Genomic DNA, 15,521 nt, shown 5'->3' on the forward strand with positions numbered 1-15,521 from the left:
TTGCCTTGTTTTAATCAGCCCGCTGTTGATGGCGCAGTCCGTTTCCTACAGCCGCGATATCCAGCCGATCTTCACGCAGAACTGTGTGGCCTGCCATGCTTGCTACGACGCGCCCTGCCAGCTCAATCTGGGCAGTGGCGAAGGCACCGAGCGGGGCGCCAGCAAGGTGCCGGTCTATGACGGTACGCGCAGCGAAACCCAGGCCACCACGCGTCTGTTTATGGATGCTCATGGTGAGCCCGCCTGGCGACGCAAGGACTTCAACTCGGTGCTCGACCAACAGGGCGGCCAGGCGGCATTGATGGCGCGCATGCTCGAGTTGGGCCACGCCACGCCGCTGCCGCCCAATAGCAAATTGCCCAAGGAGCTGGCCATCGGCATCGACCGGGTCAACCAGTGCCCGCTGCCGGGTGAGTTCGAGAGCTTTGCCAGCAAAAATCCTATGGTTGGCATGCCGTTCGCGGTAACGGGGCTCACCGAGCAGGACTATCAAACGGTGCAACACTGGCTGGCGCAGGGCGCTCCGGTGGATCAGCAGGCACTGCAGCCAAGCGCGGGGGAGGCACGCCAGATCGGCGAGTGGGAGCAGTTTCTCAATGCGCCCGGCGACGAACAGGCGCTGGTCAGTCGCTGGCTGTACGAGCACCTGTTTCTCGCTCACCTGCATTTCGAGGCGGGCGAGGCCGGCCACTTCTTTCAACTGGTGCGCTCGCGTACACCGAGCGGCCAACCCGTCGATATCATCGCCACGCGGCGCCCCAATGATGATCCCGGCACCACCGTCTATTACCGCGTGATACCGATACAGGGCGTGATCGTTCACAAGACCCACATCACCTACCCACTCAGCGCCGCGAAACTGGCTCGGGTGAAATCGCTGTTCTTCGCCAGCGAGTGGCAGGTAGGGGTCGTGCCAGGGTATGGCGTGCAGCGTCGTTCCAACCCCTTCGAAACCTTCGAGGCCATTCCGGCTCAGGCGCGTTATCAGTTCATGCTCGATAACGCCGAGTACTTCGTGCGCACCTTTATCCGCGGCCCTGTATGCCGCGGGCAGATCGCTACCGACGTGATTCGCGACAACTTCTGGGTGGTGTTTCAGGATCCGCAGCATGACCTGTACATCACCGACCCGGCGTATCGGGGTGAAACCACGCCTTTGTTGGCAATGCCCGGCCAGCTCGACCAGATCGGCGACCTGCTGGGCCTGTGGCGCGCCTACCGCAACAAGCGCAACGACTATGAAGCCCTGCGTACCGACGGCTACGCCCAGGCGCCGGCGCCCGACTGGTCGCATATCTGGCGTGGCAACGACAACGCGCTGCTGTCGATCTTCCGCCAGTACGACAGCGCCTCGGTGCGCAAAGGCCTGGTGGGTGAGATTCCGCAAACCCTGTGGTGGATGGACTATCCGCTGCTCGAGCGCACCTACTATCAGCTGGTGGTGAATTTCGATGTGTTCGGCAACGTCTCGCACCAGGCGCAGACGCGGCTGTACTTCGACCTGATTCGTAACGGCGCCGAGCAGAATTTTCTGCGCCTGATGCCAGCCGACGCGCGCTCGGGGCTGTTCAGCGACTGGTACCAGAACAGCGGGAAGCTCAAGGCCTGGATGGATTATTACCCGCTGGACAGAAAAACCCCGAGCGGTCTGGCGTTGGCGGGAGATGACCCGAAACGGCAGTTCAGCGAGCAACTGTTGCAACGCTTCGGCATGCTCAATGCGCGACCCGATCCCATCAATCGCTGCAGCGGTGAGCATTGCCACCGTGATGGGCTGGCTGCTGACCTGCAGCAGGCTGAGCAGGCATTGAGCCGCCTGGCCTCACGGCCAGCTTCGCAGCTCAACGTGATCCATCACCTGCCCGAGGCGACGTTATTGCGGGTAGAAGGGGACAATGGCCGTCGTGAGGTCTACAGCCTGCTGCGCAACCGTGCGCACAGCAACGTGGCGTTCATGCTCGGTGAGGAACTGCGCTATCAGCCGCGTCTGGACACCCTGACGATCTACCCGGAAGTGCTGACCAGCTACCCCAACTTCATGTTTTCGGTACCGGCCGGCCAAGTGCCTGAGTTCGTCACCGCGCTCGAGCAAGTGAGCGATACCGCGACATTCGACAAGGTGGTCGAACGCTGGGGAATTCGCCGAACCCATCCGCAGTTCTGGCGGTACTTCCACGACCTGACCGCGCATATCCGCGAACAGGATCCGCAGGAAGCGGGCGTGCTGGACATGAACCGCTACCAGAACCTCTAAGTACACGCGGCTCAGCAGGCAAGCGGTTGCCGCTGTTCAATGGCAGGGTCGCATGCCATTTCTCCCGACCTTTCTCCAGCCGCTGCGGTCGGACGCTGTGGCAGCCCGTTACGGTGCTTGCCCCGTGTCGGTTTCAACGAGAGGGAGAGTGGCGGTTTTATGCTGATTTCAGTGCAGGCATTGCGGGCGTTGGCAGCCTGGGTAGTAGTCTTTCACCATGTCATGCAGGTGTTTTTCGACTTCAAGGCCGATAGCTTTCTGGGCTATCTGTTCACTGACAAGGGCGCAGTCGGTGTCGATATTTTCTTCATCATCAGCGGCCTGGTGATTTATCTGTCGACTCAAGGCAAGAGCATCACGCCGTGGCGTTTCATGCTCAACCGCGCGCTGCGCATCGTGCCGGCGTACTGGCTCTATTCGCTGATTGCTGCGGTGATCATCGCCTTCGCCAATCCGGTGATGCCAACCCAGGCGTTCGATCTGCAGCACCTGATGATGTCGCTGCTGTTCATTCCCGCAGAAAACCCCGCCGGCTTTGGCTTGTACCCGACGTTAAACGTTGGCTGGACGCTGAATTACGAAATGTTCTTCTACCTGCTGTTCGCGCTGGCATTCATCGTGCCGCAGCGTTTCCGTCTGCTGCTCATCACCAGCAGCCTGCTGCTGTTCGGATTGCTGGCGACCCAGCCGTGGGTCAGCGACTTCTATCGCAATAGCATCGTCTACGAATTCCTCTTCGGCGTACTGCTGGGCATGGTCTACAGCCGCGGCTGGATTCGTCAGGGCCTGTGGATACCGCTGCTGCTGATCGCCGGCGCACTCATGGCCATCTACCACCTGGACAACTCCATGCGCCTGCTGCACTGGGGTGTGCCCAGCGCGATGATCGTGGCTGCTTGCATCGCCATGGAACCGTGGTTCAAGGACAGCCGGCTATTGGCTCGGATGGGCGACCTGTCCTATTCGGTGTACCTGCTGCACGTGATCGTGCTGTCGCTGGGCTGGTACCTGCAGGCCAGCCTGGATCTTAATCCGTATGTGGTGATCGCGGCCTGCATGCCGCTTATTGCGTTGGCGTCGTGGGGCAGTTACGAATTGATCGAGAAGCGTTTTTTCGTTCACGCCAAAGCCTGGTTTAGCGAGCGGACGACGCAGAAACCGCTCCAGGCTCTATCCTGAGTAAAATAGTAGGACTTTATCCAGCAGCATGATTTGGCGTACACTTCGCCACATGACCGTGAGGAGTTGCCATGAGCACTATTACCATTACCGATGCCGCCCATGATTACCTGGCAGACCTGCTGAGCAAGCAGAACACTCCGGGAATCGGCATTCGCGTTTTCATCACCCAGCCGGGAACCCAGTACGCGGAAACTTGCATTGCGTACTGCAAGCCCGGTGAGCAGAAGCCGGAAGACCAGGCTATCGGCCTGGCTAACTTCACCGCATGGATCGACGCCGTCAGCGAGCCATTTCTCGAAGACGCCGTCGTCGATTACGCCACCGATCGCATGGGCGGCCAGCTGACCATCAAGGCGCCGAATGCCAAGGTACCGATGGTCAATGAGGACAGCCCGCTCAATGAGCGCATCAACTACTACCTGCAGACCGAGATCAATCCCGGTCTGGCCAGCCATGGTGGCCAGGTGACATTGATCGATGTCGTCGACGAAGGCATTGCCGTACTGCAGTTCGGCGGCGGCTGCCAGGGTTGCGGTCAGGCGGACCTGACGCTCAAGGAAGGTATCGAAAAAACGCTGCTGGAGCGCATTCCGCAGCTCAAAGGCGTGCGCGATGTGACCGACCATAGTAATCGGGAAAATGCCTACTACTGATAGGCTCACACATGAAAAGGCGACTTCGGTCGCCTTTTTTTATTTTTGAGGTGCGCCGGTTCACGAAAAGAGGATTAAAGCCAAAGTGTAATGGCTTTTTGCTATAGCTTGGCCGAAGCACTCCAGGATGGGGCCGCGTTGTTGGCATGGTGACCATCGCGCGATGAAGTCGGATCTGTATTCAGCTCTCCCGAGGCGTATTGATGCCAAAAGCATCTCTTCTGGTCTGCGATGATTCAAACATGGCCCGCAAGCAGCTCATACGCGCCTTGCCTGCGCAATGGCCGGTGCTGGTCACTCAGGTCAGCAATGGCCAGGAAGCCCTCGACCAGTTGCGTGCGGCGCCTAGCGATCTTCTGCTGCTCGACCTGACGATGCCCGTGCTCGATGGTTATGGGGTGCTGGCTGCGCTCAAGGCCGAGGGACTGGCGCAGAAGGTCATCGTGGTGTCTGGCGATGTGCAGGAAGAGGCCATACGCCGCGTAAAAGAGCTGGGCGCATCGGCTTTTCTGAAGAAGCCGGTCGATCCTGAGTTGCTCCGGCAGACCCTAAACACGCTGGGCATGCTTGACGCAACTGCCGGCACATCCCTGACAGTACCCGCGCAAGCACTCAGCGAGCCTAAGGTGTCGTTCCGCGACGCCTTCCGAGAAGTCGTCAACGTCGCCATGGGGCAGGCCGCTGCGCTGCTCGCCCGCGTGCTCGGGGTGTTCGTGCAACTGCCAATTCCCAACGTGAACATCCTCGAAGTCAGCGAACTGCATATGGCCCTGGCCGATGCACAACGCGGCAACGGGCTGACCGCTGTATGCCAGGGTTACATCGGCGGCGGCATGTGCGGCGAAGCGCTGCTGATCTTCCACGATTCGGAAGTGGCCGACATGGCCAGGCTGATGAAGTGGCAGCAGCAAGACCATTCTTCCATGGAAATGCTGCTGGACATGTCCAGCGTGCTGATCGGTGCCTGCCTGAGCGGCATCGCTGCCCAGCTCGACGTGAGTTTCTCCCAGGGTCATCCCCAGGTGCTGGGCGAGCACGCCTCCATCGATGAACTGATCCGTATCAACAGCCAACGCTGGCGCAAAACCCTGGCAGTGGAAGTCAGCTACAGCATCGAGGGGCACAATATCCACTTCGACCTGCTGCTGTTATTCACCGAAGACTCGGTGCCATTGTTGACTGGCAAACTCGCTTACCTGATGGAATGACAGACATGGTCGCGAACATGGATTTGAACGAGTTCCACTGGTTGCTGGCGATCGTGCAGAGCATCGACGTTGGCGTGGTGGTGCTGGATCGCGAATACCGGGTCGAGGTCTGGAACAGCTTCATGGAAAACCACTCGGGGCGCACTGCGCGCGACGCCTCGGAACGCTCGTTCTTCGAGCTGTTTCCCGAGGTCGAAGAAAGCTGGTTTCGACGTAAGGTAGAGAGCGTTGCCACCCTGGGAACGCCGGCCTTCACCATCTGGGAGCAGCGACCCTATCTGGTGCGTTTCAAAAACTACCAGCCGATTACCGGGCTGGAGGATTTCATGTACCAGAACACCACCATCCTGCCGCTGCAGGCCACCAACAGCAAGATCGAACACCTGTGCCTGATCATCTACGACGTCACCAGTGTCGCTGTGAACAAGCGTCAGCTGCAGTCGATGAGCGATCAGTTCAAGCACCTGTCACGTACCGATCGGCTGACAGGACTGAATAACCGGGGTTACTGGGAGGAGGAGCTCAAGCGTGAGTACGCAAGGCACCGCCGTTATGGCAGCAGCGCTTCGCTGGTGATCTTCGATATCGACCACTTCAAGAAGGTCAACGACACCTACGGCCACCAGGCAGGCGATACGGTGATCCAAAGCTTGGCCAAGATCGTCAGCGAGCAGATCCGCGACACGGATATTGCCGGGCGCTACGGCGGCGAAGAGTTCGTGGTACTGCTGCCGGATGTCGATGCCGCGGGCGGGCGAGTGTTTGCCGAACGGCTGCGCGGCGTGGTCGAGCGCCTGCAGATCAGCCACGAGGGGCAGGTGATTCCCTTCACCGTCAGCCTCGGCGTGGCCGACCTGAGCGAGCCGTGCCATGACCACCAGCAGCTCATCGAGCGGGCCGACCAGGCGCTGTATGGCTCCAAGCGAAATGGCCGCAATCAGGTGACGGTGTACGGCGCCTGACCGCGGCTATTCATTACCAGTATTTCGGGTAGCGCGCTTCGCGGCTGGCGTTGTTGTAGACGAGTGCCACCGCGATCAGCAACAGCGAGCCGCTGAGCGTCGGATAGAGCAGAAAATCCCACCCCGGTAACGCCAGGAATACGATCACCGGGTTGGAGCCGGCAGGCGGGTGCACTGTGCGCGTGAGCATCATCAGGGCAATAGCGGTGCCGACTGCCAGCGCCACGGCCCACCAGTGCGGACCGCATATCTGCAGGAATAGCAAGCCGGTGAATGTGCTCAAAAAATGCCCGAACATGACGTTGCGCGGTTGCGAGAAGGGTACATCGGGGAAGCCGAATACCAGCACGCAGGAAGCGCCGAACGAGCCTAGTAACAAGCTCGCCGTCAGCGCGTCGCCCAGCCCCGCGATCGCAGCGATCGCCAGCACACCACCGAGCCAGGCGATCAATACCTGCCGCAGGCCAGGGCGTGCGGGCAGCGCGGCGCTATCACCACGCAGCTTGTTGAAGGTGAACATGATTTCTCGCTTTCAGGTATGCGCTGCGCAACCTGCGGGATTGTGAACCCGTAAGCTGGACGGCGGGTTGGCAGGCAATTTTGCGGCAGGCCGGATTGGCCTGCGCACCAGTTCACCCTGGCAGTTTGGGCAATGGCCGTTCAGATGCGTGTCGGCGCAATCGCTGCAGTAGGTGCATTCGAACGAGCAGATGCGCGCTTCGCTGGACTCGGGCGGCAGGTCACGATCGCAGCATTCACAGTTGGGGCGTAGTTCAAGCATGAGAAATCTCCTGGCCGAAGCGTTCGGCATATTCCTGGGGGCTGATGGACAGATGTTTTTGAAAGACCCGGCGCAAATTCTCTGGATGGCCGAAGCCGGTCAGGCGTGCGACGGTGCTGATGGAGGCCTGGGCATCCTGGAGTAACGCTCGGGCCGCCTCTAGACGAATGCGCTCCACGTAACGGGCAGGGCCGATGCCCAGTTCGCTGGCAAACACCCGTGAGAGGGTACGTGGCGCCATGTTCGCGTTACTGGCCAGTGCCTCAAGAGAGAGATCGCTACCCAGGTGGGCAGGAATCCATTCGAGCAGGTCGGCAAGCCGTGGTGTGCGGCTTGGCTCGGGAGCGAGCAGGGCGCTGAACTGCGCCTGGCCGCCCGGGCGACGCAGGAACAACACCAGCCGTCGCGCCACCGCCAGCGCCATGCTGCGTCCCAGATCGGCCTCTACCAATGCCAGGGCCAGGTCGATACCGGCGGTGACGCCTGCCGACGTGAACAGGTGGTTGTTGCGGTTGCCGGCGGTGGGGTCATAGGTGTGCAGGCAGTCACTGTCCACACGTAACCTGTCGTGTTGACGCAAGGTCTCGACATCCGCCCAGTGGGTGGTCACACGCTGGCCGTCGAGCAGCCCGGTGCGGGCGAGGATCAGCGCGCCCGAACATACCGAGCCGAGCCTGCGTACATGCGGCTCGGCGCTGCGCAGCCAGTCGAGCAGCGGCAGGTTCTCGCACTGCCGCGTCTCGCCGATGCCACCGGGAATCAACAGGGTATCCAGAGTGGCAGGATCACACTCGCGCCACGCCGCATCAGCGACCATGCGCATGCCGGATGAACTGCGTACTGCGCCGGGCACCTCGCTGAGCATTAGCAGCCGATAGGCATCGCTTAGCCCTTGGCGGTTGCGTTCAACGTTGGCAGAGGCAAATACCTGCAAGGGGCCGACCACGTCCAGGCTCATGAAGTCTGGATAGATCAGCGCAGCGATGCATTTGATGTCGTCCATGGCGGCCCCTCGGAGATGAGGGACGGATTGTGCGCGGGCGTTCATGTGACAGCAATGACATTAACCCCACATATCTCGCCATTTGGCTTGTTGGATCAGGTGACGGGGATCTTCTCCAAAAAACGCATCAGCAGGCTTTCCTCGGCCCGTAGGCCCTTGCGCGCCGATGCCAGCCGCAAGTCGGCAAGCTCGCCCGCATGGAAGGCGTCTATCAGTGCCGGGTGGATATAGCACTTGCGGCATACCGCTGGGGTGTTACGCAACTCTTCGGCGACCTGCTTGACCATTGCCACCACCTGTTTTTTAGCTGAACTCTCTGGCTGCCACTCAAGCTCTCGCAACAGCGTCAGTGCCAAAGCGCTGCCCGCCCAGGTGCGGTAATCCTTGGCGGTGAAGTCGGCGCCTGTCAGCTCGCGCAGGTAGTTGTTGACGTCACTGGAGGTGACCGTGTGGCGTTCGCCGTTGGCATCTAGGTACTGAAACAGGTGCTGGCCCGGCAGCTCCAGACAGCGGCGAATGATCCGCGCCAGACGGCGATCACTGACCTCTACCTCATGTTCAATGCCGCTCTTGCCACGAAAGTGGAAGCGGATGGCGCTGCCCTGCACCTCGACATGGCGGTTCCTCAATGTGGTGAGGCCATAAGAGCGGTTCTCCTTGGCATAACGCACGTTGCCGATACGGATCAACGTGTTGTCGAGCAGAGTGATGACCGTGGCCATGACCTTTTCGCGACCGTGCTCAGGCAGCAAGAGATGTTGTTCGACGGTCTGCCGCAGTTTCGGCAGAGCTTTGCCGAACAGCAGCAGATTGGCGTACTTGTCGGTATCGCGCACTTCACGCCAGCGGGGGTGATATCGGTACTGCTTGCGGCCGCGCGCATCACGGCCAGTCGCCTGCAGATGTCCCTTTGGGTCCGGGCAGATCCATACATCGACGTAGGCGGGCGGGATAGCCAACGCATTGATGCGGGCGATCTCATTGGTATCGCGAATGCGCTCGCCGCTAGGCTCGAAATAGCAGAATTTGCCTCGCAGCTTGCGTCGGGTGATACCGGGGATGCGGTCATCGACGTAGTGCAGGTCGTTGGGCAATTCGGGGATCGCAACCATGCTGGTCATCGGCGCACCTCCAGGCAGGACTGAAGGGCGTCTGTCAAACCGTGGCCGATAAACTGGAGCGCCCAGCGCTCCGCCTTGGCAAGCGTTACTACTACGATGTTGTACATGCCGGTCAACCCATTGCAACGGATACAAACTTAGCCCGCCAAACGAGGCGGGAAGTTCAGTGTTTCCGTCTATGCAGGGCGCCCGGGAGGCGAGGGTAATAGCAATGTGTAACTTTAAAGACAAGTTGCCGCACCCAGGTGCGGCAACTTAAAAGACAGGTAAAAGCGAACGGCTAACGCGTTATTCCGGCATGCTCCACGGCGCGAGGTCGAAGCCCTTGCTGCTCAGTTCGTCGCGGGATTTCTTCAGTGCCTTGGCCAGTTCTTGCGGGTCGCTGTAAATGCTGCTGGTGAGTTGCGTGCGATCGATCAGGCGAGTGCTGGTGCGGTCTACGACCGTCAGGCTCACCACGCCGGTACCGTCCTGAGGAGCCCAGGCGACACAGTGGAAAGGTTGAAAGGCACGATCGGCAATCAGCAGTGCATCATTGAAACGCAGCGAAGCGTTCATGGGGTCGGTTCTCCGAGGTTTTCCCAATGATTCATAGTGTCAGCGAAGCGTATAAACGCTGACGGTCATAACTGTTGATGGTTCGTTGAGCCCTGCAAGTCACATCCGAATCAATTAATTTTTAAAAAAATTGAAAATTAAATTGTGAAGTTGACGGGCATCAAAGTTTTCAAAGGTTACGCCACCTAAAAGCTGTTGCAGTCGTCAGACCAACCTTTAAAAGACACCAACACTCAATAGGAAAATAACGTCGCGCGTCGGTTCCATTCGGTTCACTATTTTTATTTGCAGACAATCGTTTAAGTCGGTTACCTGGGCGCGCGCCAACTTTTCGGCATCTTCACCCCCGGGTTTGTAGCGAGGTCTTGCGCTAGAGCGGCTGAAGCAGGTCGGCCAGACGGCCAGTTTCAACCAGCTCGAGGAAGTCATCACCGAGGCGCTGACTTTCTGCCATCGCCAGGCGCCAGTAACGCTCGCGACCGGCGTCGTCGCCGATGAAGCGGCTGAAGTCCTTGCGATCCGGCAGCTTGCCATAGGGCAGGCGTGCGAGGTAATCGCGAGAAGGTGCCAGCAAGAGGACATCCTGCAACCGCGTGGCGTCACCGCGGCGCCAGGGCATGCCTTTGTCGAACCAGCCAGGAATGATGCGATCGGTAAAGTGCGGATACAGCACGATATCGTCGCCGCTATAGGGCAGGTCCAGGTGATAGTCGAGCAAACCGCCGTCGCGGTAGGTACCGGGACCTGCGCCAGGTATGTCGCGAACGCCCTCCATGACGAAGGGAATCGAGCCGGAAGCCAGCAACGCATGGCGCAGGTTGCCCACATCCAACGGCAGACAGCGCGAGGGAAAGTCGGTGAGCGGATGCAGTGGCGGCGCCAGGCGAGCATCGTGCAGGATCACGCGTTCGAAGTGCCGCGACAGCCGCGCCCGGCCCAGCAAATTGTTGCCCACGACTGAGGAGAGCCCCAGCCCGAGCGCGCGCTTGCCATCTTCAGCGAGCCGGCCATGGCTTTTCACGACCACGATATTGAGGCGGTAATCAGCATTATCGAGCACTGCGGCGTCCTGCTGCTGCAACAACTCGTCGAGCATCTGCGCACAACGGCGCGACACTTCAACCATGCTCACGCCCTTGGCAAAGCGCATGCCGGTATACAGCTCGCCCAGGCGCCGCAACGCCACGGCAGGCTCGGGCAGGCAGGCACTGGCGAAGCGCCACGAGCCAATCGAGGCGCCAATCAACGAACGCTCCCGTGGCGCGCTAGCCAGCCAGCCACCGAACAATGCGATATCCAGCCCCTGAATGCCGAGCGCCTTGGGGCCGCCAGCCGCGCCGGGCAGGGTACCCACATCGGCAGGCTGCAAATTGCGCTCACGTATACGCGTCAGGGCACGGTGACCAGCCTTTAGGGTGAGGGAGGAAAACTTGATCTGGATGGCGCTCATACCGGTCTCCGATTGCGAGCAGCCAGTATAGGGCGCGGATGGGGGCGGGTCTGCGAGCTGATTCAGTTTGAGTTAAGTCGCAACGCTTAATCTGAACACCGTAGCAACAGATCACCAAGGAGATCACCGTGAAGAACCTGACCGTACTGCTCGCCGCTGTAGCCCTGACTGCCACCGCTGGTGTCGCCCAAGCCCGCGACCTGGGCCCGGATGAGGCGCTGAAGCTGCGCGACGCCGGGACCATTCAGTCTTTCGAAAAACTCAATGAGGCTGCCCTTGCCGAGCATCCGGGCGGTAAACTGGAGGACACCGAACTCGAGGAAGAATACGGCCGTTACCTGTATCAGGTAGAAGTCCGCGACGCCCAGAACCGTAAGTGGGATGTCGAACTGGATGCGACCGATGGCACCATCCTCAAGAACCACCAGGATGATTGATGAAAGGCAATCCGCTTTTACGCTTCATTTCCATCATGCTGCTGGCGACGCTGACTAGCGCCGCCAGTGCGCGTGACCTCGATCAGGACGAAGCGCGTGATTTGCGTTTGAGTGGCGTGATTCTGCCGCTCGACCAGTTAATGCGCGCCGCACTGGAGCGCTACCCCGGCGCGACCCTTCTGGAGGCCGAGCTGGAGGAAGAGGACGACGTCTTCGTGTATGAAGTGGAACTGCTGACCCGCGAGGGCGTGGTACGTGAGCTGGAACTGGACGCCCACGATGGGAATATCCTGAAGGATGAGGTAGACGACTGACATGCGCCTGTTGCTGGTAGAAGACCACGTTCCCCTTGCCGATGAATTGATCGCCTCGCTGACCCGTCAGGGCTATGCCGTGGATTGGCTGGCCGACGGCCGCGATGCGGTTTATCAGGGTGCCAGTGAACCGTACGATCTGATCATTCTTGACCTTGGGCTACCTGGCAAACCGGGGCTCGAGGTGCTGCAGGAGTGGCGCAAAGGCGGTTTGGCCACCCCCGTTTTGGTGCTGACGGCGCGCGGCTCCTGGGCCGAGCGGATCGAAGGCCTGAAAGTTGGTGCTGATGACTACCTGACCAAACCCTTCCACCCCGAAGAGTTGCAGTTGCGCATTCAGGCATTGCTGCGCCGTGCGCGTGGCCTGGCCAATCAGCCGCAGCTTCAGGCGGCTGGCTTGCACCTGGATGAAGGCCGCCAATGCGTCAGCCGCGGTGAGCAGGAAATCGAACTGACGGCTGCCGAGTTTCGCCTGCTGCGTTACTTCATGCTGCATGCCGGGCAGATTCTCTCCAAGGGCCACTTGGCCGAGCACCTCTACGACGGTGAAACCGAGCGCGACTCCAACGTCATCGAGGTGCACGTCAATCACCTGCGTCGCAAGCTCGGCCGCGAGGTGATCGAGACTCGCCGCGGCCAGGGATACCGGTTCAGCGGTAGCGCCGCTTGAGGTCGATCCAGCGGCGCCTCAGCCTGGGCCTGATCAGCGTCCTGCTGATCATCGGCCTGTTGCTCGCGCAAACCTGCCTGTGGCTGTTTGATAACAGCTTGCGCCGATATATACAGTCTGGCCTGGAAGAAGAGGCGCAATCGCTGCTGGTCGCCCTGGTACGCGGCCCCTCTGGCATTCAGCTGGATGAGTCGCGACTCAGCGCGGCATTTCAGCGTCCCTATTCCGGTCTGTATTTCCGCATCGATTTTGCCGACAAGAGCTGGCGTTCGCGCTCGCTCTGGGACAGTGAATTGCAACTGACAGACAAGGACGGCCTGCTGCCAGACCTGCAGGACGGCCCGCAAGAGCAGTTGCTGGTGACCTATCGGCGCGATTATCAACGGTTCGGCCAGCAGCTGACCATTTATGTGGCCCGCGATTACACGCCAGTGCTGGAAAGCTTTCGTCGTGTGCAGCGCATCGGCCTGGGCCTGGGCCTGGGGAGCCTCGCGCTGATTCTTTTTCTGCAGCGCCTGGCGGTCAGCCGTGCATTGCGGCCGTTGGAACAGACCCGCGCGCAGATCGCCCAGCTTCAGCAAGGCCAGCGTTCGGAGCTCGATGAGCAGGTGCCGGAAGAGCTGGAGCCACTGGTCGAGCAGATCAATCATCTGCTGGCCCACACCGAAGAAACCCTCAAACGCTCGCGCAATGCCCTCGGCAATCTCGGGCACGCCCTGAAAACGCCGCTGGCGGTGCTGGTCAATCTGGCTTCGCGTGACGAGCTGCGCGCCCACCCCGAGCTGCGCGACAACCTGATCGAGCACCTGCAGCAGATCGAGCAGCGCATCGCCCGTGAACTCGGTCGCGCCCGGCTGGCCGGCGAGGCACTGCCTGGCGCGCATTTCGATTGCCAGGAAGAACTGCCTGGTTTGTTTGCCACTCTGGGCATGATCCACGATAACGGCCTGCAACTGAGCTGGCAGACCACACCGGCGCCACTGCGCCTGCCGAGGGATCGCGAAGACCTGCTGGAGCTGCTTGGCAACCTGCTCGACAACGCCTGTAAATGGGCAGACAGCCAGGTTCGCCTGGATATCCAGCGCACCGCTGATGCCTACGTATTGAACCTTGATGACGACGGCCCCGGGGTCGACAGCGAACGTCGAGACGAGGTGCTCAGTCGCGGCATTCGCCTGGATGAACAGACCGCAGGCCATGGTCTGGGGCTCGGTATCGTGCGCGATATCGTAGATGCCTGGGGTGGCACGATCAGGTTGTGCGACAGCGACCTGGGCGGGCTGCAGGTGAGGATCGAACTGCCATTGCGATCGCGCTAGAACAGCCCGGAGCCGTCAACAACACGTCACGCTGCCTGCCGCCGCTCTCAGCGCAATGTCGCCACGCGCGCGTCTATTTTGACAGCCCAGCGCGCTTGCGGCAGAGTGCGACGCTTTTTGTGGACAGCCCATCCTTGGCGGTCACCTTTGGGGCGGCCTTTGATGACGCCTTGAAATGACCTCTGATGATTTCAAGCGGCGTATCCACAGATCATCAAGGAGCTCTTCATGAACGCAGTTATCGCCGCCGTCGGCATCATGCTGATACTCAGCCTTTGTCGAGTGCATGTGGTGGTGGCCCTGATTGCCGGTGCCATCGCTGGTGGCATGGTCGGCGGTCTGGGCATCGAAGCCTCACTGGCGGCGTTCAACAAAGGCCTGGGTGGTGGTGCCACCGTGGCGCTGTCGTATGCCTTGCTGGGCGCCTTCGCCGTGGCGATTGCCAAATCCGGGCTTGCTCACGCGTTGGCCGACAAGGCACTGGTCATGGTCGGTCGGCAGGGTGATAGCGGCGGTGGTGGCATGCTGAAATGGATGCTGATCGGCTTGCTGCTGACTGTTGCTATTTCGTCGCAGAACATTCTGCCGATTCATATCGCTTTCATTCCGCTGCTGGTGCCACCGCTGCTTTATGTCATCACTCGCCTGCAGATCGATCGTCGACTGATCGCCTGCGTGCTCACTTTCGGTCTGGTTACGCCTTACATGTTTCTGCCGGTGGGCTTCGGCAATATCTTCCTCAATGAAATCCTGCTGGCCAACGTGGAACGTAGCGGTGTGGATGTAACCGGCGTGAACGTCAGCCACGCCATGTTGATTCCCGCCATGGGCATGCTCGCCGGTCTGTTGATGGCGCTGTACAGCTACCGCCGCAAGCGCAGCTATGACGTGTCGCGTGTCGAGCGGACCGAGCGCGTCGAGGTCACCTACAACCGTCGCAGCCTGATCGTGGCAGGCGTAGCCGTCGCGGTGGCGTTCGGTGCGCAGCTGTGGCTGGACTCGATGATTATCGGTGCGCTGCTGGGTTTCGTGGTGTTCTCCGCTTCCGGCATTGTGCGCTGGAAAGAAACCGACGATCTGTTCACCGAAGGCATGAAGATGATGGCGATGATCGGCTTCATCATGATCGCCGCTTCGGGCTTTGCCGAAGTCATGCGCGAAACAGGGGAAATTCAGGGCCTGGTGGATGCCAGCGCGGCCTGGATCGGCGACAGCAAAGGCATCGGCGTACTGGTCATGTTGCTGGTTGGTCTGCTGGTAACCGTGGGTATCGGCTCCTCGTTTTCCACCGTGCCAATCATCGCGGCGATATTCGTACCGCTGTGTATCCAATTGGGCTTCAGCCCGCTGGCCACGGTGTGCATCGTTGGTACCGCCGGCGCCATCGGGGATGCGGGTTCGCCCGCTTCGGATTCGACACTGGGGCCGACCGCGGGGCTCAATGTAGATGGCCAGCACAACCATATCTGGGACACAGTGGTGCCGACATTCCTGCATTACAACCTGCCGTTGATGGCGTTCGGCTGGGTCGGTGCGATGGTGCTTTAAATCTTTAAGGCAGCTTCCTGGCGGGCGATGGAGGGACTAAGGTTTCCTCAGCGCCTGCCGA

General features: G+C 60.3%; 16 protein-coding genes. 10 read left to right on the forward strand and 6 right to left on the reverse strand.

Translation table 11 applies throughout. From position 1 onward, the window contains the following. Positions 1-28 precede the first annotated feature (28 nt). The 5 genes from BLS60_RS14365 (at position 29) to BLS60_RS14385 (ending at position 6,259) form a co-directional block, all read left to right on the forward strand. On the forward strand, positions 29-2,254 hold the full coding sequence (locus tag BLS60_RS14365) for a fatty acid cis/trans isomerase (protein ID WP_420848466.1): 2,226 nt from the start codon (positions 29-31) through the stop codon (positions 2,252-2,254). 159 nt (positions 2,255-2,413) lie between these two features. Then, positions 2,414-3,433 (forward strand): acyltransferase family protein, encoded by a 1,020-nt coding sequence (locus tag BLS60_RS14370; RefSeq protein WP_092369272.1) that lies wholly within the window; start codon positions 2,414-2,416, stop codon positions 3,431-3,433. 71 nt (positions 3,434-3,504) lie between these two features. Beyond that, on the forward strand, positions 3,505-4,089 hold the full coding sequence (nfuA, locus tag BLS60_RS14375; protein WP_092369275.1) for a Fe-S biogenesis protein NfuA: 585 nt from the start codon (positions 3,505-3,507) through the stop codon (positions 4,087-4,089). Positions 4,090-4,292: 203 nt separating this feature from the next. Further along, positions 4,293-5,297 carry a response regulator gene (locus BLS60_RS14380; RefSeq protein ID WP_092369278.1) on the forward strand — a complete coding sequence of 335 codons (1,005 nt, stop codon included), beginning with the start codon at positions 4,293-4,295 and terminating at the stop codon, positions 5,295-5,297. A 5-nt stretch (positions 5,298-5,302) separates the two neighbouring features. Then, complete coding sequence (locus BLS60_RS14385; protein WP_092369281.1) at positions 5,303-6,259, forward strand: sensor domain-containing diguanylate cyclase; 957 nt, start codon at positions 5,303-5,305, stop codon at positions 6,257-6,259. 13 nt (positions 6,260-6,272) lie between these two features. Here BLS60_RS14385 and BLS60_RS14390 read toward each other — a convergent pair whose 3' ends face one another. The 6 genes from BLS60_RS14390 to BLS60_RS14415 form a co-directional block, all read right to left on the reverse strand. Further along, positions 6,273-6,779: an HPP family protein gene (locus tag BLS60_RS14390; RefSeq protein ID WP_070883778.1), complete on the reverse strand. Its 507-nt coding sequence runs from the start codon at positions 6,777-6,779 to the stop codon at positions 6,273-6,275. Between the two features lie 12 nt (positions 6,780-6,791). After that, entirely contained in the window at positions 6,792-7,040 is a 249-nt protein-coding gene (locus BLS60_RS14395) for a DUF1272 domain-containing protein (RefSeq protein WP_083328771.1), read from the reverse strand. Continuing rightward, complete coding sequence (locus BLS60_RS14400) at positions 7,033-8,043, reverse strand: GlxA family transcriptional regulator (RefSeq protein WP_092369287.1); 1,011 nt, start codon at positions 8,041-8,043, stop codon at positions 7,033-7,035. Before BLS60_RS14400 ends, BLS60_RS14395 begins: the two co-directional genes overlap by 8 nt. A gap of 95 nt (positions 8,044-8,138) precedes the next feature. Continuing rightward, complete coding sequence (locus BLS60_RS14405) at positions 8,139-9,164, reverse strand: DNA topoisomerase IB (protein ID WP_092369290.1); 1,026 nt, start codon at positions 9,162-9,164, stop codon at positions 8,139-8,141. Between the two features lie 288 nt (positions 9,165-9,452). Then, positions 9,453-9,722: a hypothetical protein gene (locus tag BLS60_RS14410; protein ID WP_092369293.1), complete on the reverse strand. Its 270-nt coding sequence runs from the start codon at positions 9,720-9,722 to the stop codon at positions 9,453-9,455. A 370-nt stretch (positions 9,723-10,092) separates the two neighbouring features. Then, on the reverse strand, positions 10,093-11,172 hold the full coding sequence (locus BLS60_RS14415) for a patatin-like phospholipase domain-containing protein (RefSeq protein WP_092369295.1): 1,080 nt from the start codon (positions 11,170-11,172) through the stop codon (positions 10,093-10,095). Positions 11,173-11,300: 128 nt separating this feature from the next. On the opposite strand from BLS60_RS14415, the gene BLS60_RS14420 reads away from it, so the two are divergent. From BLS60_RS14420 to BLS60_RS14440, 5 genes are all read left to right on the forward strand, one after another. Further along, positions 11,301-11,609: a PepSY domain-containing protein gene (locus BLS60_RS14420; RefSeq protein WP_092369298.1), complete on the forward strand. Its 309-nt coding sequence runs from the start codon at positions 11,301-11,303 to the stop codon at positions 11,607-11,609. A 35-nt stretch (positions 11,610-11,644) separates the two neighbouring features. After that, positions 11,645-11,923 carry a PepSY domain-containing protein gene (locus BLS60_RS14425; RefSeq protein ID WP_420831593.1) on the forward strand — a complete coding sequence of 93 codons (279 nt, stop codon included), beginning with the start codon at positions 11,645-11,647 and terminating at the stop codon, positions 11,921-11,923. 1 nt (position 11,924) lies between these two features. Then, a complete protein-coding gene (locus tag BLS60_RS14430) occupies positions 11,925-12,593 on the forward strand; it encodes a response regulator transcription factor (RefSeq protein WP_092369301.1) in 669 nt (222 codons plus the stop codon). After that, positions 12,590-13,912, forward strand: coding sequence for a sensor histidine kinase (locus tag BLS60_RS14435; RefSeq protein WP_092369304.1), 1,323 nt, complete (start codon positions 12,590-12,592; stop codon positions 13,910-13,912). Before BLS60_RS14430 ends, BLS60_RS14435 begins: the two co-directional genes overlap by 4 nt. 228 nt (positions 13,913-14,140) lie before the next feature. After that, positions 14,141-15,460, forward strand: a complete 1,320-nt coding sequence (locus tag BLS60_RS14440) for a Na+/H+ antiporter family protein (RefSeq protein ID WP_092369307.1) — start codon at positions 14,141-14,143, stop codon at positions 15,458-15,460. Positions 15,461-15,521 lie beyond the last annotated feature (61 nt).

It is taken from the genome of Phytopseudomonas seleniipraecipitans (assembly GCF_900102335.1).
GTDB classification, from domain to species: domain Bacteria; phylum Pseudomonadota; class Gammaproteobacteria; order Pseudomonadales; family Pseudomonadaceae; genus Aquipseudomonas; species Aquipseudomonas seleniipraecipitans.